The organism is Dysgonomonas sp. GY75, from assembly GCF_015234155.1.
Classification (GTDB): domain Bacteria; phylum Bacteroidota; class Bacteroidia; order Bacteroidales; family Dysgonomonadaceae; genus Dysgonomonas; species Dysgonomonas gadei.
In genome coordinates this window covers 683,767-709,635 of sequence record NZ_JADCLQ010000036.1, presented here as the reverse complement: position 1 = coordinate 709,635, position 25,869 = coordinate 683,767, and the positions used below count along the sequence as shown (strand labels likewise).

Annotated in this window: 15 protein-coding genes; all 15 read left to right on the top strand. The window is 39.6% G+C overall.

The window, feature by feature from the left end; genetic code table 11:
• Positions 1-161 precede the first annotated feature (161 nt).
• On the top strand, positions 162-2,888 hold the full coding sequence (locus IR083_RS14975) for a two-component regulator propeller domain-containing protein (RefSeq protein ID WP_194224930.1): 2,727 nt from the start codon (positions 162-164) through the stop codon (positions 2,886-2,888).
• Between the two features lie 202 nt (positions 2,889-3,090).
• Positions 3,091-4,686: a DUF4980 domain-containing protein gene (locus tag IR083_RS14970; RefSeq protein ID WP_410492887.1), complete on the top strand. Its 1,596-nt coding sequence runs from the start codon at positions 3,091-3,093 to the stop codon at positions 4,684-4,686.
• 338 nt (positions 4,687-5,024) lie between these two features.
• Positions 5,025-5,633 (top strand): RNA polymerase sigma-70 factor, encoded by a 609-nt coding sequence (locus tag IR083_RS14965; protein WP_006799939.1) that lies wholly within the window; start codon positions 5,025-5,027, stop codon positions 5,631-5,633.
• Positions 5,634-5,684: 51 nt separating this feature from the next.
• Positions 5,685-6,728 carry a FecR family protein gene (locus tag IR083_RS14960; protein WP_194224928.1) on the top strand — a complete coding sequence of 348 codons (1,044 nt, stop codon included), beginning with the start codon at positions 5,685-5,687 and terminating at the stop codon, positions 6,726-6,728.
• Positions 6,729-6,899: 171 nt separating this feature from the next.
• Positions 6,900-10,253: a TonB-dependent receptor gene (locus IR083_RS14955; protein WP_194224927.1), complete on the top strand. Its 3,354-nt coding sequence runs from the start codon at positions 6,900-6,902 to the stop codon at positions 10,251-10,253.
• A gap of 14 nt (positions 10,254-10,267) precedes the next feature.
• Positions 10,268-12,049: a RagB/SusD family nutrient uptake outer membrane protein gene (locus IR083_RS14950; protein WP_194224926.1), complete on the top strand. Its 1,782-nt coding sequence runs from the start codon at positions 10,268-10,270 to the stop codon at positions 12,047-12,049.
• Positions 12,050-12,070: 21 nt separating this feature from the next.
• Entirely contained in the window at positions 12,071-12,847 is a 777-nt protein-coding gene (locus tag IR083_RS14945; protein ID WP_194224925.1) for an endonuclease/exonuclease/phosphatase family protein, read from the top strand.
• Between the two features lie 6 nt (positions 12,848-12,853).
• Entirely contained in the window at positions 12,854-13,642 is a 789-nt protein-coding gene (locus IR083_RS14940) for a hypothetical protein (RefSeq protein ID WP_194224924.1), read from the top strand.
• A gap of 8 nt (positions 13,643-13,650) precedes the next feature.
• Positions 13,651-14,442, top strand: a complete 792-nt coding sequence (locus IR083_RS14935; RefSeq protein WP_194224923.1) for an endonuclease/exonuclease/phosphatase family protein — start codon at positions 13,651-13,653, stop codon at positions 14,440-14,442.
• A gap of 19 nt (positions 14,443-14,461) precedes the next feature.
• On the top strand, positions 14,462-16,042 hold the full coding sequence (locus IR083_RS14930; protein WP_194224922.1) for a hypothetical protein: 1,581 nt from the start codon (positions 14,462-14,464) through the stop codon (positions 16,040-16,042).
• Between the two features lie 173 nt (positions 16,043-16,215).
• Positions 16,216-17,472, top strand: a complete 1,257-nt coding sequence (locus IR083_RS14925; protein WP_006799947.1) for a Gfo/Idh/MocA family oxidoreductase — start codon at positions 16,216-16,218, stop codon at positions 17,470-17,472.
• Between the two features lie 24 nt (positions 17,473-17,496).
• A complete protein-coding gene (locus IR083_RS14920) occupies positions 17,497-20,304 on the top strand; it encodes a family 16 glycoside hydrolase (protein ID WP_194224921.1) in 2,808 nt (935 codons plus the stop codon).
• A gap of 7 nt (positions 20,305-20,311) precedes the next feature.
• Positions 20,312-21,604: a GntP family permease gene (locus IR083_RS14915; RefSeq protein WP_194224920.1), complete on the top strand. Its 1,293-nt coding sequence runs from the start codon at positions 20,312-20,314 to the stop codon at positions 21,602-21,604.
• 484 nt (positions 21,605-22,088) lie between these two features.
• Positions 22,089-23,237 (top strand): glycerate kinase, encoded by a 1,149-nt coding sequence (locus IR083_RS14910; protein WP_194224919.1) that lies wholly within the window; start codon positions 22,089-22,091, stop codon positions 23,235-23,237.
• Between the two features lie 431 nt (positions 23,238-23,668).
• Positions 23,669-25,699 (top strand): glycoside hydrolase family 97 protein, encoded by a 2,031-nt coding sequence (locus tag IR083_RS14905; protein WP_194224918.1) that lies wholly within the window; start codon positions 23,669-23,671, stop codon positions 25,697-25,699.
• Positions 25,700-25,869: the final 170 nt, after the last annotated feature.

Sequence of the window (25,869 nt, the reverse complement as noted above, 5' to 3'; positions counted from 1 at the left end):
TAGATTTTTATTTTACAACGAGAGTATTATTCTTTTTAAGAAGAAATAATAAAGAAGGTAAGTCTGAAAAACAAAATTTAGTCTGCTGTATCTGCTATTTATTATTAATAACTTTGATAAAGTCTAATAAAATTTGATGTTAATTTCCCGCTAATTTGAGAATGAAGAATTTATTTCTTATAGTTTTTGTATTTTTATCTGGTTTGTCCTTATTTGCTACAGATGGTTATTCTTTCAGAAACCTTACTGTAGAACAAGGATTAACAAGTAATACAATTAATTGTATACATCGGGATTATAAGAACTTCATATGGTTGGGGACTGCAAACGGGCTTAATAGGTTTGACGGCACTGCAATCTTATTTTTTGACGAATTCAAAGATAAATCGATAGTCTCAATTATTGAGCCTGATACTACAAGTCTGTATATACTCTCCGAAAGAGAATTGTATAAATATGATCGGAGATTGAGAAAGAACATACGTTTATCTTTTGCAAACGATGATAATGTTTCTTTTAAAAAACTTGCTTTTGATAAGAATAAGAATGTATATATATTGAGTGATAGGGGATTATATTTTTTGAAGAAGAATAGCCTTACAGCTTCTCTTGTAAAAAAAACTTCATTCGAAAAAAAAATAATAACGGATATATATGTAGATGACAAAAATAACTGTTGGCTTACATGTTTGGGCGCCCTTATCAAATATAATCCGGATTCGAACCAAACACTAAATTTTGAAAATCCCTCCGATAGCAAGTTATCATGTTTGATTGGTGTGAACAATAAATTGTATATCGGTACTCAAAGCAGTAAGGTCATATCCTTCGATACAAATTCTGATACATTTACAGATGTGGCCTCTATAGAGACGTCTTATATACAGACTATAGCCTATCATAGTGATAAGCTATATATAGGTACGAACGGAAATGGCCTGAAGGTGTTAAGTCTTAAGGATAAAAATATATCGACAATAGCACAAAATACTTCACAAAAGAATACATTAAGTTCCAATGCCATATATTCGTTGTTGATTGAAGATAATATGTTTTGGGTAGGGACTTTCTCTGGTGGACTGAATTATATGCCTTCTCATGAGAATAATTTTAAGACGTTAGATAACCGGTATTTCAACTCATCTTTTCTGAATATCAGATCTTTCCATATTGATAATGACGGATTGGGTGTTTATGGCGCCCGCAACGGATTTATTTATAACCAAAACGGAGAATTTCAATGGTTTACTATTGATAATACCCCGGATCTAAAATCAAATATAATTTTATCGATTTTACCTTTCAATGGCGACTATCTTATAGGCACTTACGGAGGTGGTCTTAATTTCTTCGAAACAAAGACAAAATCGATAAAAAGATTCGATAACAGTCCTGTTTTTTCAGAGGCATCGTTCTATTCTATTATTAAAGGAGACGATAGTACTTTATGGTTTGGCACCTTATCAGGTCTGATAAAATATGAATTTGATAATAAGAAATATACTGTCTATAATACTCAGAATTCGGATATCATATCCAACGATATATATAGTTTACTGAAAGACTCTTCGGGGAGAATCTGGATTGCAACAAGAGCAGGGATATGCTATTTTCAGGATGGCGTTTTTAAACAACCTGCCTCTATCGATCTGTCTTTTATTGGGATAGTTCGTACTTTATTTCAGGATTCTGGTGGTAATATATGGTTAGGGTGTGAAAATCAGGGGGCTATTAAAATATCTCCTGATTTAAGTTCTTATAAGAACTACACAATACATGATATTTTACCGGATAATTATGTTTCTTCTATCATAGAAGGGGAGCGTGGTAAGATATGGATGTCTACCCCGAAAGGAATAGTCTTATATGATAACAATTCGTCCGGTTATAGAATATATTCTTTACATGACGGTATTTCCAGCTATGCTTTCAACGATGGAGCAGTGCAAAAAACAGAGAACGATATATTATGGTGGGGTAATGAAAAAGGGCTTCTGTATTTAGATTCTATTAATGTAAAAGATGATTATAAGAATAACATCCTCATCACTAAAGTTGTAATTGATGGTTTCCCCGAAGATTATGAAATACGGAAATTATCCGAAGCTCCGGAATATAGTAGAACAATCGAATTACCTTCTTCGCAAAAGAATCTCATATTCAAATTTTCTGACTTCAAATATGATTACCCTTCCTCAATTGTTTATGAATATAAGTTGGAAAACTTAAAGGATAGTGCATGGCATAAAACCCTGGCCGGTAATGAGATTTTGATACCGGATATTCCGAGTGGCTCTTATATTCTGAAAATCAGAAAAGCCGGAGATCATTCATCAGAAAAGATGTTTGTGGTTTATAAGGATAAATCATATCTGATTTATTGGGCTTTGTTTATAATAGTAATTATAGCTATCTTATTTATTTACACCTATAAATGGTTTATACGAAGACTAAGGAATTATAAAAATGCGGCAAAAAACCAAGAAGACACAACTAAAGCAAAATACCAGAACCAGAAAATAGAAAAAGATGAGTTGGAGAATATAAAATTGCAGCTCATACAGTATATGGAAGATGAAAAACCATATCTTAATCCGGAACTTAAACTTGACGATATTGCGCAAGCTATCAATTGTCCGAAAACAAAGATATCGCAGGTTTTAAATCAATACCTGGATACTAATTTTTCTAATTTCATATCTAAATACAGGATCGAAATGTTTAAGAAAAAGGCTGCGGAGGGACTGCTCCATCAATATACACTTAGTGCTTTAGCAAAGGAATGCGGATTTAGTTCGAGGAGTTCATTTTTTCATACGATGAAGAAACTTACAGGACAGACTCCTTCTGAGTTTTTGAAGGATACCGGAATAAATATCAAAGATTAATATAATCTCAGGTTACAGATACTCTTAATATTTGGAGTTATCGGGGCTATTCCATAAGGTGTAAATATTAATAGATCTACTTTTGGGTCTATCAAATATTTTATATTGAAGTTATACTTGCTTAAACGAATTATTTAATACTAAAATATACCAGATGAAACCACTAGCATTAAAGGCATTGATCCCAAGCCTTTTTATTTTTATGAGTCTTTCCATGTCAGCCGGAGAAATCAAGATTAAAGTCAATAAAAAATATCTGAATTTTCCTGTATCGCACAAACAAGACAGGGCAAGAATGATATTCACGACAGATGGCAAGGAAGACTTGTCCGTTGTTATCCGCTTAGCGCCCGAAGAAGCTGATTACTGGGTGTTTAAGGATGTCTCCGACCTGAAAGGTAAAACTATCACAATAAAGTATGATGGCAGTGATAAGGCTTTAACCAAAATATATCAGGATGATATCATTGCAGGGCAGGATAGTCTCTATAAAGAGAAGAACCGCCCGCAATTTCATTTCACAACCCGTCGCGGATGGATTAATGATCCGAACGGACTGATATATTATGACGGAGAATATCACCTTTTCTATCAGCATAACCCATATGAAAGGGAATGGGAAAATATGCACTGGGGACATGCCGTAAGTAAAGACCTTATACATTGGGAAGAACTTCCCGATGCTTTGTATCCGGATCATCTCGGAGGGATGTTTTCAGGATCGGCAGTTATAGATTACGATAATACAGCAGGTTATAATAAAGGGCAGGCCCCGGCTATGATCGCCGCTTATACTGCTGCTAGTTCTGAAAAACAGGTGCAGTGTATTGCCTACAGTCTGGATAAGGGACGTACATTTACCAAATATGCAGGCAATCCGGTTATTGATTCCAAACATATATGGAACAGCCAGGATACCCGCGATCCGAAAGTATTCCGGTACACACCCGGCAACCATTGGGTAATGGTGCTCAACGAACGTGACGGACATTCAATATATACTTCTGCAAACCTTAAGGATTGGAAATATGAAAGCCATGTTACCGGATTCTGGGAATGCCCCGAACTCTTCGAGCTGGCTATAGATGATAATCCTGACAATACCAAATGGGTTATGTACGGAGCATCGGGAACATATATGCTGGGCTCGTTTGACGGAAAAATATTTACTCCCGAAAAAGGGAAATATTTATATTGCAGCGGATCGATATATGCAGCTCAGACTATTACCAATATGACAGACGGACGGCGCGTACAGATCGGTTGGGGGCGCATAAGCCATGCGGGTATGCCTTTTAATGGGATGATGCTTTTGCCTACTGAACTGAAATTAAAGAATACAAAAGATGGTCCCAGATTATTCAATATTCCTGTAAGGGAAGCCGAACAACTTTTTGTCCCGGCCCGTAAATGGAATAACCTGACATCAGATAAAGCAAACGAGTTACTCAAAGAGTTCTATTCGGCAGATTGTCTGAGAGTAAAGACCAGAATAAAGCTGTCTCATGCAACCAGCGCGGGTTTCAACCTCTTCGGACAGAGGATTCTCGATTATGACCTGAACTCTACCAGGATCAACGGAATATTCTATTCTCCCGAAGATATGACAAGTATGGAGTTGTCGGCTGACATATATATTGATAAGACATCTATAGAGGTATTTATCGATGGGGGCGCATATTCTTACTCTATGGAAAGAAGACCTGATATAAACAATAAGGAAGGGCTTCATTTCTGGGGTAATAATATTGAAATAAAAGATCTGGAGGTATTTAATGTAAAATCTATCTGGATGTAATAAATTAATTAAAAGGAATAACTAGTTAGTGAAAAATGAATTTATAAATTTCTCAGGTTCAGTGATTAAGAACTATCTTGTTTGATTTATTTTTCTATAAAGTGATAATTGCGAGCTGGTTGGCTCTGCAGGTTTAGCAATTAAGGATAATGAAAAAGTAAGATTCGACAAAAAGAAACCAAAAAGAAACCAAAAAGAAACGTCAAAAGGTGGATAATAGAATACTTTTGCAGAGTCAAAAACAGAGACAAAGTAGATAAACCGAACGTGCAGTATCAGCCTCTTTTGTAAAAAAACTATAACTAAGACAAGCTAAGCACAAAAGATATTTTTGCATCATGGATAAGGAGCAAGATCTGATAAAAGACTTAATTGCAGGAAAAGAGGACGCCTATAAGTATATATATGATCATCACTATCAGGCTTTATGTACATATGCTTATCAGTATGTGAAAGACATTTATATAGCGGAAATGATTGTAGGAGATGTTATTTTCTCGATTTGGTCTAAACATGATAATTTGATAATCAATAGTTCTTTGCGTGGTTATCTGATGAGTGCGGTTAGAAACACATCGATAAACTATCTGATCAGAGAGAAAAAAATGGAGGCTATAAAATCAGAACTTCAGGCATCTATGGAGAAAAATACAGATGTACTGATTTATCTGGAGAATACCCCATTGACAAAGCTGATAGAAAGAGAGCTTGACTTGAAAATTAAGGATACTCTTGCAAATATGCCCGACTTAACTCGCAGGGTATTTGAGCTGAGCCGGTTTTCTGATATGAAGTATCACGAAATTGCCGAGACTCTCGATGTTTCGGTAGATACTGTAAAATATCATATGAAGGTTGCATTGTCCCGTTTGAGAAACGATCTGAAAGACTATATAAATGTATTAATTCCCTTCTTATTAATTTTATTGAAAAAAGATCTGTTTTGATTTACCCTTTTTTCCTTTTGGCTTGTCTTTAATTATATAAGCAACATATAAATGGAAGAATACCGCAATATAGACGAGCATAAACTTACTCTTATTATAGATTTTCTTGAAGGAGTTCTTTCTGGAAAAGATAATGATGATCTGCAACTTTGGTTGTCAGAGTCTGAACTTCATGTGTCCTACTTTGAAGAAATAAAAAATATATATTATTCTTTTGAATATATTAAGGAGAGTCAAAAATATGATAAAGACAAGGCTTTCGATCTTTTTAAAGAGCGTATAGAATCATCTTCAAATAACATCAGTGAAGAGGGTACAAAGGTAAATGAAATTACAGAGAAATCATATGGTCGGAAAACACTTTTTCAAATAGCCGGTATTGCAGCAACTATTGCTTTACTTATAGGTTTATCTTTCTCTTTTCTTCAGACAAGGTCAACAAAATCCTTACAAAAAGATGTTACTGTAGAATCACCTCCGGGACAAAAGACAAAACTCTTTTTGCCTGATGGTACATTAGTATGGTTGAATTCGGGTACAAGATTAACATATAATACCGATTATGGAGTTGATAACCGGAATATTAAGATGGATGGGGAAGCATATTTTGATGTGGCAAGGAATGAAAAATTAAACTTTAAGATTTCGATTAATGATATACAGGTAAGTGTATTAGGTACTTCGTTCGATGTTGAGGCTTATCAACGGGACAAGGAGATGTCAGTCTCCGTTATGACCGGGAAAGTCTCTGTGGGAAAGATAAATGACAAGATATTCGGAGTATTGAAGCCTAATGAAAAAATAGTTATAAATAAAGATAATAACAACTTTAAAATTGAAGCCTGTGATCCGGATATAGATGGTATATGGCGGCATGGACAGCTCAAGATTATAAACGATCCTATGCCTGTAGTCATCACTAAAATGGAGCGTTGGTATGGTGTCAATATTACGGTAGAAGGTAAAATATCGCATGAACACTATTGGATGACTATAAAAACAGAATCGCTGACAGAAATACTCGAGTTAATAAATAAGATAACACCAATTAATTATAAAATAAAGGGAGAGGAGGTGACCATCAGATATAGATAGAGCCGGAAAAAAACGGGCTAAGAAACCCCAAATTTCTTAACCCGATTTAAGCAACAATTCGATTATAATACCGCGCATAAATTGCTAAGAATAAATTCTTGGCAAAAGGTTATTATTCCGATTGTCTGTTGCAAAGATAATAGTTTATTCAAAAATTTAACAATCTAAACTATGATAAAAACGACTAGATTTATCGCAATTTTGTCTTTTTTCGTGTTTTCTCTTTGTTCATTATCTTCAGTAGCAAATACAAATCAAACATTGTCGAAAATCAGCCTTGCCGGAGAGATGACGCTTAAAGAGTTGACAAGCCAGATAGAAAAGAAAACGAATTACACATTTGTTTTTAATTCGTCGATTGATATGAACCAGCAAATTGCTGCATATTTCAGAAATGAAACAGTGCCGGCCATTCTGCAAAAAGCATTTGATGGCAAAGGTATTACTTTCGAAATATTGAACAGGCAAATAATCCTGAAACCGGCATCACAGCAGGTTCCTACAAATAAAAAAACGATAAGAGGGACAGTGACTGATAGTGAAGGGGAACCTCTGATTGGGGCTACGGTGAAAATAGTAGGAACAACTATTGCCACCTTGACGGATATAGATGGGAAGTTCTCTATCGAAGCATCTGTAGGAGCAGTTTTGGAAGTTTCTTATGTGAGTTACCAGACAGAGTCGGTAAAAATCAGGAATGAGGGCGAATTTAATGTTGTTTTACAGCCCTTGGATAAGCTGTTGGATGAAATAGTGGTAGTCGGATATGGTACACAAAAGAAAATTAATCTGACGGGTTCTGTCGGAGTGGTCACTCCCGAAGAACTGAATAAACGCCCGATCACCAATGTATCTACAGGTTTGCAGGGCTTGGTGCCGGGGATGACCGTTACAGCCAGTGCAAATGGGGGGCTGCCGGGACAGTCTAATGCATCGATACAGATCAGAGGTATCGGTTCTGTATCCAATAATAGTCCATTGATACTGATCGATGGAGCTGAAGGCGATATGAATATTATCAATCCGAACGATATAGAAAGTATTTCTGTATTGAAGGATGCTGCTTCGGCGGCGATATATGGAAACCGTGCCGCAAACGGGGTAATATTAATTACTACCAAGAGTGTAAAAGGCGGTGAACGGGCCCCTCATATCAACATCAATTCCTATATAGGAATACAGCAGCCAACCAAAATGCCTAAAATGGCAGACAGCCCGACCTTTATGGCTTGGGAAAATGAGGCTCAGGCAAATATTGGAGGTAATCAGAACTATACAGCTGCGGATATACAAAAAGTTCTTGACGGTTCAGACCCGAATTATTATGCCAACACCGATTGGATAGATGCTGTATTCAAATCTTCAGCGCCGCAATATAACTTTAATGCAAGTGTAGACGGCAAAGCGAAAAATATGGGGTATCTGATATCTTACGGTTATCTTGATCAGAAGGGCTTGACTGTAGGGAAGTCTACCAGTTCACAAAGGCACAATGTCCGTTTAAAACTGAATACAAAAGTAGCTGATATATTTAATATTACGGCAAATATGGGATATATCGAGAGAAACTTTACTGCACCTAATGCATCTTTTGATCTCACCGCAGGATCTTTGTATAATGCAATGAGAACCCGTCCGTTAGTCCCGGTTCGTTTTACCGACGGTAAATGGGGATACGGAGGAGGACAAAGTAACCAGGTTGCCTATCTTACCGACGGCGGCGGTCAGAACTTCAGATCGAATGAATTTACCGGAAACTTTACGGTGGAAGCAGCTATAATGAAAGGCTGGACGGCTTCTGCAAATTATATCACCCGTCAATCCAACAGTTTCAGGAATCTTTTTAGCAAAACGATCAACTTCTACTATCCGGATACGGACGAAGTATGGTATACAACCAATACACCAAACTCTATAGAGAACCGTGATTACAGGACTCTTAGCCAAAACTTATTTATTCAGACAGACTATAACCTGAAAATCAAGGACCATAGTTTCCAGGTAATGTTGGGCTATCAGCAGGAATGGCAAAGGAGCGACCAGTTTAATGCTTCGAGAAAAAATCTGATCACGGAAAAAGATCCTGTCCTTGAATTCGGATCTGCCGATACTCAGGCAAACTCGTCTGCTGCCAGCCATTGGTCTATGCGTTCAGGCTTCGGGCGTTTAAACTATGATTATAAGAGCAAGTATCTATTGGAAGCGAATCTTCGTTATGACTTAACATCTCGCTTCGATAAAAGTTATCGTGGAGAATGGTTCCCTTCTTTCTCTGCCGGATGGCGCATTTCCGAAGAGAATTTTATGGAAAATTTCAGGAGCTTCCTTGATCAGTTAAAATTACGCGGATCATGGGGTATACTTGGTAATCAATATTCTACAGGTTCGGATCTCTACCCTTATCTTTCCCGTATAGGTTATGTGTCTGTGCCGGCATTGGGAGCAGTCCCAAATGACGGATATGCTGAGACTTATATCGGTAATCCTATGTTGCTGTGGGAAATGGTGCATACTACCAATATTGGTTTGGATATAAATGTGTTGAACAGTAAACTGTCTTTCTCCGGTGATTATTATCTTCGGAAAACAAAAAGGATAATGTATACTCGTGAGCAGCCTGCAGTCGGCGGATTCCTCAAAGATATGGATGAAAATGGCGGCGAAATGGAAAATAAGGGATGGGAAATACAAGTAGACTGGAGAGATAAAGTAGGCTCAGATATCAACTACGGACTAAGATTTACATTGGCCGACGTAAAAAATAAAATAACAAAATGGGAATCGGAAAAAATAGGGACATATACTATAACCAGGCAAGGAGATACCTATGACGCATTTTATGGCTTGGTAGCCGATGGTATAGCCATGCCTACCGATTTTGAATATTATGATGCGGCAAGGGGTAAGTATATGAATCCGAAGTTCCCTATTATGTCGGGTGACGCAGGGCTGGTACAACCCGGAGATATAAAGTATAAAGATTTTAATGGAGACGGTGCCATTGATTTGGATAACGACAGAAAAGTTGTCGGAAGCTCTTTGCCTCGTTATACATTTAGCTTGAAAGGTGATATAGAATATAAAGGTATTGATTTCAGTTTCTTGCTTCAGGGAGTGGGTAAAGTAGACGGATACATTTACGGGCCTGCACGCCATGCCTTTACCGATCAGTCTACATATCCTCAGACTTTCCACCAGGATCGTTATCAGGCGTCTAATCCGAATCCGAATGCAAAATACCCTCGTTTCACATATAATCAAAGTTATAACCAACGTTTTTCTACATTCTGGATTGAGGATGCATCGTATCTGAGAATGAAAAATATACAGATCGGTTATACATTACCTGCGAAGTGGACAAAGCATGTGAGAATAGACAAGTGCCGTTTCTATGTGTCGGCAGATAATCTGTTTACAATTTCCGACTATTTCTCTTCCAGCGATCCGGAAACTCCTATTCAGGGTGGAGGTAATTATCCTCAGATAAAAACTTTCGTATTTGGTGTAAATATAAGTCTTCATTAAAAACACATTTGATTATGAAAAAGAATATTACATACATCTTTATATTCGTATTTTCAGCTATACTCTTTTCCTGTAATGATGACTTTCTGGAAAAGGCTCCATTAGACGAACTTACCGATGCAAATTTTTGGGAATCGGAGTTACAGGTCAAAAACGCGGCGAATGGCTGTTACTGGACTTTGATAGGAAAAGATATGATGATCAATATCTCGGAAGGGTTGAGCGATAATGCTTTATGGTATACTCTCAGCGGCTGGAGGCAGGTAGGAAGCGGACTGTACGGTTCAGACTTTTCCACATTAGATAGTCGCTATAAAGATGCATACAAGCAATTGAGGCGCTGTAATTATTTTCTGGCGAATTATAAACGCGCCGAAGGTATTGTAGACTCTAAAAAGCTGGAACAATATGCCGGAGAAGTACGATTTCTGAGAGCATTTATTTACTATTATCTTACATGTTTCTGGGGCGATGTACCATTCATTACAGAACCGTTACCTCCGGGTGATGACAGGTTGTTTGATGCCCGTACTTCCCGCAGTGAAATTGTAGATTTTATGCTGGAAGAACTGGATGCCGCTGCAAAAACTTTACCCCGGTATATAGAACCCGCAACTACCAGCTTTGGACGAATTTCAGGTGCTGCTGCAAAAGCCATGGAATCGCGTGTTGCATTACAAAATGAAAGATGGACCGTTGCTAAAGCAGCTTGCGAAGCCCTTATGCCGGGCGGAGAATATGCTTACCACGAACTATATACAACCGGACGTCCGAACCAGGACTATTTCGACCTGTTCACATTTGAAGGAAGGGCATCCCGTAAAGCCGGTAATAAAGAAGCAATTTTGTCCTATGTTTATAATTTTGATTTGCCATCTCCGACAAGACATAATTTGAGCCGTGAATTACAGGTTCCCGACCAGATTATAAGATTTAACGCGACCAAATCTATGGTAGATAGTTACCTGTGTACTGATGGTTTGCCTATCGAAAAATCAAAACTGTACAAAGGTGATGGAACATATACTCCGGCTTATAGTGCATATGATAGTGTATTCGTTAACAGGGACCCCCGGTTGAAACAGTCTTTTGTTTATCCGGGATACGACAAATGGTACGGGAAAGTAGACGGCAGAGGCACGGCAAATGCTGCCGAAGACGCATCTAAAACAAATATTTTCCGTTCACCTAAGTTCAACAATGACGGAAAAGGAGCTGTGACTTATACAGGTTACTATATCCGTAAATATTGTGAGCCATCTAAAGTCCCACTTTACAATCAGGATGACAATGATATAATCTTTATCCGTTACGGAGAAGTGCTTCTTAACTATGCCGAAGCCATGTTCAACTTGAATTCTTTGGATCAGGATATTATTGATAAAACGATCAATAAATTGAGAGACAGGGTAGGGATGAAGAAAATGATCCTTACGGAATTGCAAAGCAACGGACTGGATCTGAAAACGGAACTTCAGCGCGAGCGCCGTGTGGAACTATTTATGGAAGGGCATCGCTGGTACGACCTTATGAGGTGGAAACAAGGATACGAATTGGGAGTAGATAAATCGGAAACGCCCGAACGTCAGGAAAAAGGAATTATGAAAGGTATCCGTAAGGATTACGCTTACGATCCTGCGGTGTTTACGGCAACTACCAAGTTTGACGACAAGGGATTCCTGATATTTGACGATTCCCGTGTTTTCTCAAGTCCTAAAAATTATCTGTTCTCACTTCCATACCGGCAGATGGAGTTAAATCCGAATCTGAAACCGAACAATCCGGGATGGGAATGACAATTATCAAAATAAATGATTATGACGAACAAGATTAGATATTTAATTATTTGTGCTTTACTAGGATTGCTGGCCAATGGTGTGCTTATGGCGCAGACATCATTCAGGCTGATGAATTTCAATACCCGTATGTCGGGACAGATGGTTAATTATTCAGCCAAACCGTTTGCTACTTTGATCAAGAAGCATAATCCGGACTTTATCATATTGCAGGAAGTGGATTACTTTACTGTGAGAAATGGAGGGAAAGATTTTACGACAGAGTTAGCTGCGGAGATGGGGATGTTTTCCGCTTTTGGCCCGGCCATAGTTTATCAACAGGGGGAATATGGGGTTGCTATTCTGTCAAAATATCCGATACAGAAAATATCCAATAACCCTTTGACTAGCAGTTCTGCCGATATGAAAGAAAAGCGGACTGTTCTCTATATTGATGTAATATTACCCGGAAGCAACGAAAAAGTGCGGGTGGCGGCTACTCATCTCGACCATTCAACGGATAATGTGCGTTTAGATATGGCGCGCCAGTTGGACTCATATATAGGAAATTCATTTCCTACTATATTGGCCGGGGATTTTAATGCCAAACCCGGAGAAAATGCTATTGTGCAGGGAATGTCTAACTGGCAACGGATTTGTAATAATTTTCCGACTTTCCCTGCAATCCCTACAAGTAAGATCGATTATATTTTTGCTAAACCTACAGGGAAATGGACTGTAAAATCCTATGAGATACTGAAAGAAACAGGGATTTCTGATCATTGCGCCTTGGTAACAGATGTTGAATATAATAAATAACCGGATATGAAAGATTTAATAAAACTGATGGGAATACTGTTATCTGTACTATTGTTTGCTTGTTCTTCCGATAGTGGTGATGACGGAGGCGATGGAGGTGGAGGCGGAAAGGACGATGTATGGGATAAGAACAGAACTGCCAAGGTTCTGGTGATATCCGATTTATCTGCCGGAAACCTCTTCCCAAATGCGAATTATAGTTCCGTGGTAAATAAGATAAAGGCAACAGAGCAAAATGCAATCTTGCTGACTAATACAAATGTTTCTTTTTCGGCTACCGAGATGCTGAATCCGGCTGCAAAAGTTGCACATCAGTCCCTTTATATGCCTTATTTTGTCCCTCGGGGAAAAACCGGTAACGAGTATCTGGGAAATACAATACTTCTTGGTCAGGCATTAAGTGATATGCAACAAACGGTTTTGACCACTGATTGTTGGATGTTTCAGGCAGAGATTCCATTTACTTCTTCGTTGAAAATGAGATTCTCCTCTGCATCTTTCAGTTCAGAAGATCAAATCACAGCTGCTGTCAGTTCCATAAAGAATAATCTTTTTGTTTCCACATTAGTTGTCGGTACTGTCAAGAGATCTCTCTCATCTAAATTAGAGTCGTTGCTAAGTACTGCTTTAACAAAAGATTCTTATATGCTGAATATTATAGACAATGCGAATAAATCGAGCGAATATTGTATATATATTCTTGGATCATCAAAATGGAAACTGAGAGACATGAGTGAAACTGCCATATCAGGAGATATTAAAAGCTTTCTTATTCAGATTGAATTACTCAAATAAAAATATAGATGAAGAAGATATTTAACTTTCGTGTATATATACTGATAATCCTTTCTTTTTCAGCAGTAAACTTACTGGCACAGGATAAAGTTCAGCTTAAAGTATTGTGCTATAACCTTCGTTTTGGAGAATTGGCTTCATTAGAAGAATTTGCTGAATTTATAAAGAAAGAAAACCCTGATATTGTTGCTTTGCAGGAGGTAGATGTAAATACTTCGAGAACAAGGGCGCCGCACCAGAATGGTAAGAATTTCATATCGGAACTGGCTTTTCGTACAGGAATGCTATCTCTTTACGGTAGAACAATAGATTACGCCGGCGGATATTATGGTATTGGCATACTTAGTAAATATCCTATCAGTCAGTCGCAGCGTATATTCTTGCCAATGCCGGAAGGGGCAAAAGAGCGGCGGGCGCTTTTAACGGGAGTAGTAGAATTATCTGAAGGAAAATCAATCACTTTTGCCTGTACCCATCTCGATTATACAACCTCGGCAGTGAGAAGGGCACAAGTGGATTTCATTAATCAACAATTGATGAAGATTGAAACACCGGTCATACTATGCGGTGATTTTAATGCCAGACCCGATTCGGATGAAATTGCCAATGGTATGAAAAACTGGATGCAGGTGAGTACAATGGATTTTACGATTCCGGCCAAGAGCCCAAAATCTAAGATCGATTACATATTTTGTTATCCGGCATCTAATGTCTGGAAAACTGTAGACTCCTACACCCCGGTTACCCAGTTATCAGATCATTTACCGATTATCACGACGTTAACTTTAGAGACTAATTAATGACTAAAAATGAATTAATATGAAAAAAAATCTATTATATATCAGATATAAGTTATTGTGCGTTTCGTTTATAGTAGCTGCCCTTTTTATGGCTTGCAGCGATGACGATAAAACAACCAATTATCTGGATGATAATGCTTATCCGCCTCCTACAGTAAGCCTGACTACTGAAACATCATATGGTGAAGTGGATATAAATACCAACAAAGTAGTAGAAGGTACTGTTACTGCTCCTAATGGATTACGGAATATTTATGGGACTCTTTTGCGTAAAACGGCAGACGGATATGAGGAAATAGATGCCAACAAAAGAGTGCATGTGAAGCTGGCTGAATTTCCTAACACTTATAGTTTCTCTATCGAAGTTCCTGTAAGTGCTGAAGATGCGGGTGGTATTGCGATCGTAGCCAATGATATTTATGTAAAACAAGTAATACAGAATATTCCTATTGAAAAGATAACAGGAATACCTCCGAAAATCACAACAGATCCGGCCGAGATCGAATCTGTAGAGTTAAATGGTACTGTTTCGTTGGAGGGGGTAGTATCTTCCATTGAGGGACTTAAATCTTTGAGCTATGGTTTGGTTCAGAAATCACCATATCTTGAACTTCAGGATGTAAAGAATATTGCTGTATCGAACGATAAAGAGAAATCATTCCAATTCTCTATTACAGTAGACGATGAAAGGGCTGACGCGATTATGATTAAGGCAGTCGATATCAGGAATGTGGAGAAAGTACATTTCGTGAATATAAAAGAGATAACAGGAATACCTCCGGGCAGAGCTTATATATTTGATAATGTAGAGATGGCTCCGGAATGGGAATGCTACTCTGGAGCAAGTCTTCTACCTGCCGCATCTCAGCCATATCTATTCTCAATAGAGGGAATAAACGTGGGAGGTTCGGTAAAAAATATTTTGTCTCTTTCTGATGTCATATCTGTTTCTTCCGGAAGTGTGGATTTTGCTTTTGTGAATATTTGGAGAAATACTAATATTACTGATGCTAGTGGATTTCTTAATCGGGTAGGCAATAGAGGCTTTGCATATGTATCTGCTGATCGTCTTGACGGAGGTCCGGTAGGACGTCAATTAGATAAAGATTGGTTTACTACTGTAAATAGAAATAGAACTCAACTCAAGATCATAACAACAGATCTTGTCACATCGATGAATTTGGATGATTTTTTTGAAACAACTACCGGGAATTGGGAGGCATATGAATTATTAAACCTACTTGCTGGTTATGTTCCGGTTTACAGTACTACTACAGATTTACGTTCTCTTCCACAGAGAACGAATTCTGGTACATCTGCCAGCCCTGCTGTTTTACAAATAACGAATGGAACTTATATTGCTTTTCGAACGGCAGAAAATAAATTCGGAGTTATGAAAGTAGTACAAGCAGGTGATGATTCGGATGTTTTATCTTCAAATAATAAGATAGAAGATGTAACGACGGGTCTGGGCGCCGGTATAGCAAATAAATCTCCGGAAGCATTCTACTCTGCTCCGGGACTGGTCGGATTCGATTATTCAGGGGTAACAAAACTCTATGGAAGAAAATGTAAACTGAAAATTATCGTTCAACGGTAACGGAAATAATCTTATCTTTGAGGAAGTACAGATATAGAATCTGTACTTCCCTCTTTTCTCAATGATCATTACTATCTGATTAATGCAAGCAGTATTGAGAAACGGCTTATATTAAAAATCTTGAAATCCTGGACCATGAAACACTAGACCATGAAATAAAATTAGCAGATATTATGAAAACTAACCGACGAAATTTTTTAAAGACTTTAGGGGCATTCACAGCTCTTACAATTATTCCCCGGCAAGTACTGGGAAATGGCTATATAGCTCCCAGCGACCAGTTGACCAAGGGCATAATTGGTACAGGAAACATGGGACGTGGACATCTTAAATATGCTGGTACACGTTTAGTCGCAGTTTGCGATGTAGATAAGAAACACCTGGAATTAGGTAAAAACCTTGTCACAGACAAAATAGCGGCATATCATGATTTCAGGGATCTCATTATGGACAAAAATGTCGATATTGTCCATATAGCGACACCTCCGCACTGGCATGGTATCATGTCGGTAGAAGCAGCCAAAGCCGGAAAAGATATTTGGTGCGAAAAACCCATGACCCGTACTATAGGCGAGGGTAAAAGGGTGATGGAAGCTGTAAAACAATATGGAAACATGTTCCGGCTGAATACATGGTTTCGTTTCAAGGATAATTTTTATGGATTGGGAACTCCTGTTCAGCCATTAAAGAAGTTGGTACAGAGCGGTATGTTAGGCTGGCCGTTGAAAGTAACGATAAGTAAACATACCGGATTTGACTGGAAATTCTTTTGGGTAGGAAAAGAGTATCTCGAACCGCAACCAATTCCTGAAGAACTGGATTATGATATGTGGCTCGGACCTGCGCCGTACAAACCATATAACTCTCACCGTGTTCATAGTACATTCCGTGGTTATTGGGATTATGATGGCGGAGGATTAGGTGATATGGGACAGCATTACATAGACCCCGTTCAGTATCTTTTGGGTAAAGACCATACAAGCCCTGTGAAAGTGGAAGTAGATGCACCTCAGCAGCACCCCGATGCCATTGGAGTTTGGCGCTCTATAACTTATACCTACGATGATGGTTGCCAGATAGTATTGTGGGGAGGCGATTATGGAAACCCTGATACTCCGTATATATCAGGCCCTAAGGGAAATGTATATAAGAACTTCGTATGCGATATCCCTGATTGGGAGAAAAAACTGGCCGACTATCCCGAACCGGAAGCTCAGGTTACAGACTTTATAGAAAGTGTGAAAACCCGTAAAACATTTGCCCTCAACGAGCAAAACGGATTCAGGTCTGCAACTATTGTGAATATGGGACTTGTAGCATTAAGGTTAAACCGCACATTGCATTTCGATCCGGTGAAACTTGAGTTTATCAATGATGAAGCGGCAAACTGTCTGGTGGATCAGCCAATGCGCTCACCTTGGAATATATAATGGTTTAATCTTAAAGTGATTTTTATGAAAAAGATATATTTATTCTGTTTAGCTTATATATATTGTCTCATGGCTGTTTGCCAGACTCCGGTGGGGAGAACGGTTGAGACTATCGTTGCTGATGTTCTGGCACAGATGCCGGTTCAGAATGCGGAACAATACAATCTGCTGTTAAATGATCTGGCTTCGGCAAAAGAAGAAGGTGTTTTTCAGCTGATAAAAATGATGAATCCTCCCGGTAAAGGAAGCAATGCTCAGGTGGAGTATGCCCTGAACGGGCTTTCCTGCCATGTTTCTGCTAAGGGACAGGACGCAAATCGTATAACTGTTTCTAATGCTTATATAAAAGCATTGGATATGACTGATAATAAGGATGTCAAAGCCTTTATTATCCGTCAGCTCCAAATCGTAGGAAAAGATGAATCTGTGGAAAAACTGTCGTCGTTTATCAGTGATGAATCTTTAAGTGGCCCGGCCTGTCGTGCATTGGTTTCGATCAAATCCGATAATGCCGCCAAGGCACTGTTGGATGCTCTTGCTACGGCGGCTAATCAAAAGGCGAAAAAAGATATTATCGAAGCTATCGCTGAAATGCAGATAACAGACGCGGAAGGAAAGCTGCTTGCTATATTGGGCAATGATAACGACGATGATATTCGGAAAGCCACATTGTATGCTTTAAGCCGTTGCGGATCAAAAGCTTCTTTAAAGGATTTGTCCTTAGCTGCGGAGAAGGCGGGTTATGCGGTAGATAAATCAGGGGCGACAGAGGCTTACATCGCACTGCTGAAAAGATTACTTGATAAGGGTGATACAAAAGATGTGGCGAAGTTGGCGAATGATTTGATGAAAAAAGCCGAAAAAGCAGGTCAGGGACATACGCGTGAATCCGCTTTGCAAATACTGATGAGCGCCAATCCCGGCGATGCGTTAAAGTTATTACAGGCTGCACTCAAAGAAGATAACAGGAATTATAGGTTTGCTGCTCTGAATTTTGCATCGGAATTTGCTTCCGGAAATATGTATATGGAACTGTTAAAGACAATGCAAAAGGCGCAGCCGGCAGTAAAGACGGATATTACCAACTGGTTTTTACAGGAGTGCGCAGATGAAAAGAAGAAAGCATTAATAGGTTCCTTCGCTACAGATATATTCATTGAGCAGTTAGGAAACAATGATATGATCCTGAAAAAAGCGACCATAGATGTTTTGGTCAGAATCGGAGGGCATAAGTCTATACTGGCTCTGGCGGATTTGCTGGCATCTGATAATAAGGAAGTTGTGTTGATGGCTAAAAATGGCCTGTTATCTATGAATGGAAATATATCTGCTGCTATTGTTCCCGTAATGGATAAGGCTACCAATGACGGGAAAGTTGCCGCCTTGGAATTACTGGCAGCCCGAAAAACGTCGAAATATGGTGATATAGTATTCGGCTTATTGACATCGGACTCACAAGAAGTAAAAGCGGCAGCCTATGCAGCGCTGAAAGATGTCAGTACCTCCGGTAATTTATCCGGTCTGTATGGGTTGCTGGAAAAATCCGATGCTTCTTTCGTATTTCCGGTACAGCAAGCAATAATAAATTCATTATCGGAATATCCTGCAGATAAGCAGGTGACTTTGGTTATTAACCAGATGGATAAAACTTCTTCAGATAAAAAATACCTGTATTATCCTGTCTTAGCGGCAACCGGAGATAAACAGGCTTTAAAAATAATATCCGAAGGTTTCAAAAATTCTACTGGCGAAGCTCAGGAAGTCGCTTTCCGCTCGTTGCTCGACTGGAAAGGTATCGAGGCAGCTAAAGACTTGTTGGCTATCTGTAAAGATGCCGGCTTGTCCGCCTATTTTGACCGCTCCTTATCAGGATATATAGGGCTTGTCTCTAACCCTCAGGTCAAGGCGGAAGAACGGTTCGGGTATCTTAACACTGCCTTGTCGCTGGCCAGAACTACCGCGCAAAAGAAATCTATATTGACCCAGCTTGGTAAGACCAACGTATATCCCGCAATGCTGGCGGCAGGAAAATATCTTGATGACACGTCTGTGCAACAGGAGGCTGCCCAGGCTGTAATGACGATAGCTCTGGCCAATAAAGATTTTGCAGGAAAAAATGTGGAAGATTTATTAAATAAGGTCATCCTTGTGCTTGATAATCCGGATGCTGAATATCAGAAACAAGCTATTCGTGATCATCTGAGTAGCTTAGTTCCTCCTAAACCTTTCCAGCTCCCGGATGAAGAAAAAAAGGAGGGGTATTATATTCTCTTTGACGGTACCAATATGGATCAGTGGACAGGAAATGTAACTGACTATATTTTGGAGAATGGTTGTATATCTCTGCATCCGAGCAGCGCCCACGGAGGAAATTTATATACGAAAGAAGAATTCTCTAACTTTATTTTCCGTTTCGAGTTTCAGTTGACCCCCGGCGCAAACAATGGTTTGGGTATCCGTACCCCGATGGAAGGTGATGCCGCTTATGTTGGTATGGAACTGCAGATTCTGGACAATGAAGCTCCTGTGTACAGCAATCTAGCCGTGTATCAGTACCACGGTTCGGTCTATGGTATTATTCCGGCCAAGAGAGGATGTCTGAAGCCTGTCGGAGAATGGAATTATCAGGAAGTTGTCGCTAATGGCGATAACATAAAGATAACTCTTAACGGAACTGTTATCCTTGACGGAAATATAAGAGAAGCGACTAAAAACGGGATGCCTGATAAGAAAAACCATCCGGGACTATTCAACAAAAAGGGACATATCGGTTTCCTGGGGCATGGTTCGCCTGTTAAGTTTAAAAACATAAGGATCAAGAACCTGAAATAAACTATATATGGAAGCAGCAACCATTGACTGGTATGGAGCCTTGATCGGTCTGGCGATAGCGATCATCCTGATTTTAAAAAAGCTGAATCCTGTTTATTCTTTATTCCTGGGCGCGATAACAGGCTCCCTGATCGGCGGAGCGGATTTCCTGCAAACGACCACCATTATCATTAATGGAACGCAAAGCATTATCGGTATTGTAGTCAGGGTATTGGCAGCCGGGGTACTGGCCGGGGTCATGATGGACTCGGGTGCTGCGGAAACCCTCGCGCAGACAATTGTCAGGAAGCTCGGAGGCAGTAAAGCCATTCTTGCTCTTGCCTTGGCTACGATGATAATCACGGCCGTAGGAGTATTCATTCCGGTAGCAGTGCTTATTGTAGCCCCGATCGGACTGTCGGTGGCTAAAACAATGGGTTTTTCCAAGATAGCCCTTCTTTTAGCCCTTTCGGGTGGCGGGAAGGCTGGTAATGTAATATCTCCCAATCCGAATTCTATTGCTGTTGCCAATGGCTTCGGGGTGGAGTTGAGTGATGTCATGCTCTATGGCTTTATCCCTGCGGTTTTCGGATTGCTTGTGACTGTTTTTGTGGCTACGATGATTAAGAATAAAGGATCGGAGATAAAGGACAGCGATATAAAAATGCCTGCCGATACCTCGGATTATCCCCCTTTTCGTAAAGCGATTGTTGCGCCGGTAGTTGCGATATTACTGTTAATGATTAATCCTATTGGTTCTATCTTTGGTATTCCTGCATTGCAAAGTCTGAAACTGGATGCGATGTATGTACTTCCTATAGCCGGGATAATAGGGATGATAGCAATGGGAAAGGCAAAGAAAATACTCGATTATACAGCAAGCGGTATGAACCGTATGACCGCAACTGTACTTATCCTGATAGGCGCGGGAGCGATAGCCGGATTGATATCCGCATCGGATTTATCTGTAAGGATTGTGGCTCTTATCAATGAATCCGGAATTTCCGGGACGTTCCTTGCCCCTATCGCAGGAGTATTGATGGCGGCAGCAACCGCTTCGACATCCACAGGGGTGATATTGGCTTCGGGTTCTTTCGGTAAAGCTATTCTTGATATAGGGACGGCACCTATTGCGGCGGCGGTGATGGTGCACACAGGGGCAACGGTGATAGACCAGCTTCCTCAGGGGAATTACTTTCATGTAACGGCAGGTTCGATGTATATGTCGATTAAGGAGCGTATGGAAGTTGTTCCGTATGAAGCCATTATAGGTGGGGTTATGACAATTGTTTCTACAGTTCTGTATGGGTTTATATTTTGAGGAATGAATAATGTTTATTGTTATATAGAATAGTTCTAATCTTCTCGACATAGTTCTATTCTTAATTTATATTGGGAATTTTAGCTCAATCCTGCCGCGCCCTCCCGGGCTTGTCCTCACTTTTGGCATTGCCCAAAAGTAAGCAAAAAGCTAGCGCTTCGTTCCTCGGCGACCTGTCGTCGCATTGCGGTCTCGGCCTCGTCCCGCAGGCGGGGTACCCAATCCGTAAAGCGGAGGTGTAGGGCAAAATACGGTAGCTGTTATACCCGACTGATAATCCGGCTAAAAATGACTCCGTATTATTTTGCTCCACCGAAGCTGCGGTTTTGGGTCGCCGGGGGATGCAGCCTTGATTTTTTGTTTCGTTTTGCATCAAGGCAAAATGAAAAACAAGCCGGCCGGCGCGTTAGAAAAATAGAACATTTAATTCCACACTACAATCGCATACTTTATATCATTTAGTTTAAACAAATATTTATCATATATGAAAAATACCGTTTTTGTTCTGGCTCCCGATTCATTTAAAGGCTCGATGACCGCGAAACAGGTTTGTGATGCCATGGAACGTGGAATAAAGAAAGTTTTACCCGATGCGGAATGCATAAAAGTACCCATGGCCGATGGGGGAGAAGGTACAATGCAGTCGCTGGTGGATGCTACAAACGGAACTATCTATGAACTGGATGTTACAGGCCCTTTGGGTAAACAAGTGAAAGCACGGTATGGAATTATGGGTAATGGCAAAACTGCTGCTATCGAGATGGCTTCTGCCAGCGGAATACACTTTGTGGATGAGAATACAAAAAATCCACTCATTACCACGACTTATGGTACAGGGCAATTAGTAAAGGCATGTCTCGACAGGGGTGTTCATAAAATTATTCTTGGAATAGGAGGGAGTGCTACCAATGATGGTGGTGCGGGTTTTGCCCGGGCGCTCGGAGCGAAATTCCTGGATAAAGAAGGGCGGGAGCTTCCCCCGGGAGGGGCTGCACTAGCCGGATTGGACAGGATAGATATTTCTTCACTCGACCCGAGGTTGAAAGATGTGGATATTGAAGTGGCCTGTGATGTTACAAATCCGCTTTGCGGCAAGACCGGAGCGTCTTTTGTCTTTGGCCCGCAAAAAGGCGCAACTGCTGAAATGGTAACGATTCTGGATAATGCGCTTGATCGTTATGCAGGGATTATCTCCAGGGACTTGAAAAAAGAAGTGAAAGATATACCCGGTGCCGGAGCCGCAGGTGGTTTGGGAGCCGGATTGTTAGCCTTTACCAATGCCCGTTTGGAAAAAGGGGTTGATATTATAATCAATTATACCAATCTGAAAGAAATCGTACAAAAAGCGGATATAGTATTCACGGGTGAAGGTGGTATCGATTTTCAGACACAATACGGGAAAACACCTTTTGGGGTGGCACGGACTGCAAAAGCGGCAGATAAAACAGTGATAGCTATTGCCGGATATATAGGAGAGGGTATCGAACAGTTGTACTGTATAGGTTTTGATGCTATTTTGGGGATTGTACCCGGTGCAATGACTATCGGGGAGGCTATGAAAAAGGGAGCAGAAAATGTGGAGAGAACGGTTGAGAATATAGTGAGGTTATTAAATAGTCGCAGCAAGATATAGACAACCCGGAAACAATTATAAAATATTTATATATATGATTTTTATACTTTGAATTTTGTAATAAATAATGAATTTAATTATCTGTATGTAAATTATTTGATGTGATATGCGAAAGATAAAAAGCTACTATCGGAAATTGAGCGAAAACTGTAACCTTTGTTACTTTTTAACAAGTAGTAAGTTTTAAGTTATATGAGATACGAGTAGACAAGGCACGAGATGCAAGTTATTAACTGATGACTGTTCGCTGCTAACTGATATTTCTGTTACCTTTGTTACCTTTTGAATATATGTGCTTGATAAATAAACGATTAATGAAAAGAGGAAATATAGAGTTGAAAAAGTTTGAAATGTGTCATTAATTGCGATTAAATTACTTAATTCAGCATGTTTTCCTTGTAATTATTTATAAATAAGAATACGATAAACCAATGAGAAATAATACTTTTTTGATTCTATTGATAAGCTTAGTTTTTTGTCAGGTGGATATCCTGGCACAAAAGCAATTTACTCTGAAATCACCTGATAACAAGATTGAAGTTAATATATCTATAGGTAAAACCATAGAGTATTCAGTGTTTCATCAAGGAGATATGATGCTTGACAGATCTGTTGCCTCCATGACTTTAGGCGACGGATTTAATTATGGCGTCGATGCTAAATTAGAAAAATCATCGACACGGACAATAAATCAAACTATCGACGCCTTTATTTATAAAAAGAACAAGATCGAAGATCATTACAATGAGCTTTTCTTAAAATTCAAGGGAGACTACAGCGTGATATTCAGGGCATATAATGATGGTATCGCTTATCGTTTTGTGTCTACGTCGAAGAAACCTTTTGTTGTTGTAAACGAACAAGCTGATTTTAATTTTCCCGGCGATCCCCAAGCCTTTATTCCTTATGTAAGGGATAATCAGTCGAAGAGAGCGAAAAGCGGCTATCAGAACACAACTTTTGAAATGCAGTTTTATAATTCGTTCGAAAATATATATGAACATAGTCTCTTATCTGAATGGACAAAAGGGCGTTTGGCTTTTTCACCATTGGTTATTGAAGGTACTAACGGGAAAAAGATATGTCTGGCAGAGGCCGATTTAATGAATTATCCGGGTATGTACCTGTATAATAAGACAGGAGGTAATACTCTCTCCGGGGTATTTGCTCCTTATCCGGATGAAATTAAGCAAGGCGGCCATAATATGTTACAGAGTGAAGTGCAATCTGTAGAGCCTTATATTGCTAAATTTGAGGGGGCTACGGAATTTCCGTGGCGTGCGTTAATCATCTCATCAGAAGATTATGAGCTGACTAATAACGATATGGTCTATAAACTTGCTAGCCCTGCCCATGGAGATTATTCGTGGGTGAAGCCGGGAAAAGTAGCCTGGGACTGGTGGAATAGCTGGAATCTGTATGGTGTGGACTTTAAGACAGGGGTGAATAACGAAACTTACAAGTATTATATTGATTTCGCTTCAAAATCCGGTATTGAATATGTTATTCTGGATGAAGGATGGGCTGTGAACTTGCAAGCCGATCTAATGCAGGTTGTACCGGAAATAAACCTGAAAGAACTGATAGATTATGCCGGTAAGAAAAATGTAGGGCTTATTTTATGGGCAGGATACTGGGCGCTTAATCGTGATATGGAGGGTATCTGTAAACATTATTCCGAAATGGGAATAAGAGGATTCAAGGTGGATTTTATGGATAGAGACGATCAACTGATGGTGGACTTCCATCGCAAAGGGGCTCAGATTGCCGCGAAGTACAAAATGCTGATGGACTATCATGGTACATATAAACCGACGGGATTGCAACGCACTTACCCCAATGTTATCAATTTCGAAGGTGTGTTCGGACTGGAGCAAATGAAATGGGATGCAGATACGGATCAGGTAACTTATGATGTTACAATGCCGTTTATCCGTCAGGTTGCCGGCCCGGTAGACTATACTCAGGGAGCAATGCGTAACGCGACTAAGAGCAATTACAGGTCTGTGTATAGTGAAGCTATGAGTCAGGGTACACGCTGTCGCCAACTTGCACAATATATCATATTCGAATCTCCTCTGAATATGCTTTGCGATAACCCATCCAATTATATGCAGGAGAAAGAATGTACAGAATATATCGCCTCAGTGCCAACTATTTGGGATAACACAATTTCATTGAACGGGGAAATAGGAAAGTATATAAGTATTGCCCGTAAAAAAGGGGATGTATGGTATGTCGGCTCCATGACTAACTGGGATGCACGAAGCCTTGAACTGGATTTGTCTTTTCTGGGTGAAGGCAAATTCAAAGGTGAAGTATTTAAGGATGGGGTAAATGCCGATAAAGCTGCCCGCGATTACAGGAAAGAGGTTATTGACATTCCCGTAGATCGTAAATTGCCTGTTTCGATGGCTCCCGGCGGAGGATATGTTATAAAGATATATCCTGTATTTAATTGATTAATAGTATAAGATTTGTTTAAGGCATATGGCGGTCTGAAGGGTAGGTTTATGGAGTATTTGTCTTTTTAGAGAGCTTTTTTATCTATTTCTCTTATTTATACCATTCATATCGCCTATATGGTTTTAAATCGAGTATGCAAATATTATTCTGTAGTGAAAAGTTTGTT